The following is a 2,856-nucleotide window of genomic DNA, read 5'->3' as shown; positions in this document are numbered from 1 at the left end:
CTCCAGATGAGCCGTCCAAATGGACGTCCTTTTGCTGTCCAATCCCATCCCAAACCTCCGTCCAAGCCGGAGGCTTCTTCGCACGTTCATTCGAATTCTGAAGCAAGGGTATCGGCTTCGCGCTTACACTCTGCCAGACAAACTCAGGCGATCAACGCGCTTCGCTGGCATTTGTCGGAGTTGGGCATTATAGCCGCCATCGCACGGCGAAACTAGCAGAGTTGATCGAGATCGTGCGTGACGATGAGGACGTTTGCCTGCCAAAAGCCGCCCGCTTGGCCTTGGCTGAAATCGCCGATCAGATCGAGGCGTTGACGCGCCAGATCGACAAGCTCGAACGAGGGATCGTCGGCGAGGTGAAGCGTGACGAGGACATGCGGCGGCTGATCACAATTACGGGCGTTGGAGCGATCACGGCGGCTTCCGGATCCCGAGGGATTCAAATCCGGCCGTCACTTCGCCGCCTGGCTGGGACTGACGCCAAAGCCTCATTCTAGCGGCGGCAAGGAACGGCTCGGCGGCATATCGAAAAGTGGGGAATCCGACGCTCCGCTCGCTGCTTGTTTGTGGCGTGACGTCGGTCTTGCGACGCGTGAAGGGCAATGAGAAAGCGCCGCGGTGGCTAATCGCGCTTTTGGCGTGACGGCCGTTCAAGGTAGTCGCGGTCGCGCTTGCCAACAAGATCGCGAGGATCATCTGGGCGCTCCAAGGGCGGGAGCTATCGAAATACTGGCGCAGCACGTGCCTGAGCCGAACGACGACCAGAACAGACTGCCCGGCGCGTAGCCGGATAGAGGCGAGGTGCATCATTAGACGATGACCCCACGGGACGAAGTCCCGAGGCGAGAGAGGCCGGCGCGACAATGCACTTAAAGCGCGTCAGATTGATCAGCCCCTCGCATCGCGAATTTCATCGAAGCCAGCGGTCCACGACCGCGCTGAAAGGCCGGACATATGATCGCACCGGTCCCGGAGGGCGAAATGTCTAAAAAAGCACTTGCCCGCGGGGCCGTCCCACATATGTCGCGCTATAGCGCCGCTCGAGGCATTGGCTGCGCAGCACGCCGATCTCCATTCGACCATATTCACCCAACCGGCATGCTTGCGGACTAGTGGAACTCGTCGATTGAATGATACGGCGTCCACTGGGTGGGAACCCTGGTAAAGCGCGCCGGCAGAGTGGATGGGTAGCTTGTCCAATACGAGGCGGATGCGCTCTGCGTTGGGGAAGTGAACGTGTGTGAGCTCCCGCATGCAGGCTGCGAAGTTGACTGCGGCGCCACTATCGGTGGCTTTGACCTTGCGCCAGGGCCGGTGGACGTCGGATGGCCGGTTGGCCGTGCCATTGCGCGTGTACTCGCAGTCGGAGCGCTCGAGCTGATTTGGCTTGGGTGTGGTCGGCTGGGGACCTCGCCGATCAGTTGGATCGGGCTCTCGTCGAAGCAGACCACCGGACGCTTGGCATAGGGCTGTTCGGCGTAGCAGTCGAGCACATCCTCCATGAGGGCGACGTACTAGTGTCCTGAGTCACAAGTTCGCAATCGTAGATTCACAGTAGATTCGCGTCGCGGTGCCAAAGATGGAGGCTGCAGCAGCGACGGAGGATCTGATGCCAATCCAGCAACTTGCGCCCCTGACACTGAGCGATGAAGAGCGTGCCGAACTGAGGTCGCTGACGATGCGGCGGAAGACGGCGCAGGCGCTGGCTCTGAGAGCCCGGATCGTGCTGACCTGCGCGGAAGGCGGTCAGAACAAAGAAGTTGCGGCCAAGCTGGGTCTGGACCGATCGACGGTAGGCAAGTGGCGGCGGCGTTTTGTGGAGCGGCGCGTGGACGGGCTGTACGACGAGCCGCGCTCCGGGGCGCCACGTACGGTTGACGATGCTCGCATCGAAGCCGTGATCGTGAGGACGTTGGAGAGTTGCCCCGAGAACGCCACCCATTGGAGTTCGCGCGACATGGCGAAGGCCAGCGGCCTATCGGTGTCGACGGTACAACGCATCTGGCGGGCCTTCGGGCTCCGGCCGCACCGGATGGAGACGTTCAAGCTCTCGACCGATCCAAATTTCGTGGCCAAGGTGCGCGACGTTGTGGGCCTCTACGTCTCGCCACCGGAGCACGCCATCGTTCTATGTGTCGATGAGAAGTCCCAAATCCAGGCGCTGGATCGCAGTCAGCCGATGCTGCCGATGCGTCCCGGCCAGCCGGCCCGAAGGAGCCATGACTACACGAGGCACGGCACCACATCGCTGTTCGCCGCCCTCGACATTGCGAGCGGACGGGTCATCGGCAAGTGCTATGGACGCCACCGTGCTGCTGAGTTCCGCAAGTTCCTCGACGAGATCGAAGCTGCCGTGCCGCGTGAACTCGACGTTCATCTCGTCATGGACAATTACGCCACGCACAAGACCCCCCTGGTCCGGAGATGGCTGGCTAAACGGCCGCGTTGGCACGTACACCTGACCCCGACCAGTTCGTCATGGCTCAACCAGGTCGAGCGCTTCTTCGCGCTCCTCACCGATAAGAAGATCAGGCGCGGCGTCTATCGCAGCGTAGCCGCCCTCAGGGCGGACATCGCCTCGTTCATCGAACGACACAACGCCGATCCAAAACCGTTCCGATGGACTAAGTCCGCCGATGACATCCTTACTTCCATCGAACGCTTCTGCCGATACAATGCCCCGGCAAAGCACGACCAGATGTCGCGAACTTCTGGTTCAGGACACTAGGTCAGCGTTTTCTTGGTTCGAATCATATCAAGCAGCCTCGGCGAGTTTGTAGGACCAGGTGTGGATGACGGGATGACGATTGACGTCGTCGATACCAGCCATGATGCGCTCCTTGAGTTCGTGTTTTG

The 2,856-nt window shown here is 60.9% G+C and carries 3 protein-coding genes and 1 pseudogene; 3 read left to right on the top strand and 1 reads right to left on the bottom strand.

Annotation, left to right across the window (positions count from 1 at the left end):
* The first annotated feature begins 221 nt into the window (after positions 1-221).
* Positions 222-497 carry a hypothetical protein gene (locus QCM77_RS45540; RefSeq protein WP_280097094.1) on the top strand — a complete coding sequence of 92 codons (276 nt, stop codon included), beginning with the start codon at positions 222-224 and terminating at the stop codon, positions 495-497.
* Complete coding sequence (locus QCM77_RS45535; RefSeq protein WP_347882451.1) at positions 403-606, top strand: transposase; 204 nt, start codon at positions 403-405, stop codon at positions 604-606. The genes QCM77_RS45540 and QCM77_RS45535 overlap by 95 nt, the downstream gene beginning before the upstream one ends.
* Before the next feature lie 427 nt (positions 607-1,033).
* Here QCM77_RS45535 and QCM77_RS45530 read toward each other — a convergent pair.
* A pseudogene (locus QCM77_RS45530) lies at positions 1,034-1,514 on the bottom strand (transposase); the annotation flags it as partial.
* 95 nt (positions 1,515-1,609) lie between these two features.
* On the opposite strand from QCM77_RS45530, the gene QCM77_RS45525 reads away from it, so the two are divergent.
* On the top strand, positions 1,610-2,728 hold the full coding sequence (locus tag QCM77_RS45525; protein ID WP_280097093.1) for an IS630 family transposase: 1,119 nt from the start codon (positions 1,610-1,612) through the stop codon (positions 2,726-2,728).
* The last annotated feature ends 128 nt before the right edge of the window (positions 2,729-2,856 follow it).

It is taken from the genome of Bradyrhizobium nivariense (genome assembly GCF_029846695.2).
In the GTDB taxonomy this organism is placed as follows: Bacteria; Pseudomonadota; Alphaproteobacteria; order Rhizobiales; family Xanthobacteraceae; genus Bradyrhizobium.
This window is presented reverse-complemented; position numbering and strand designations above follow the sequence as displayed.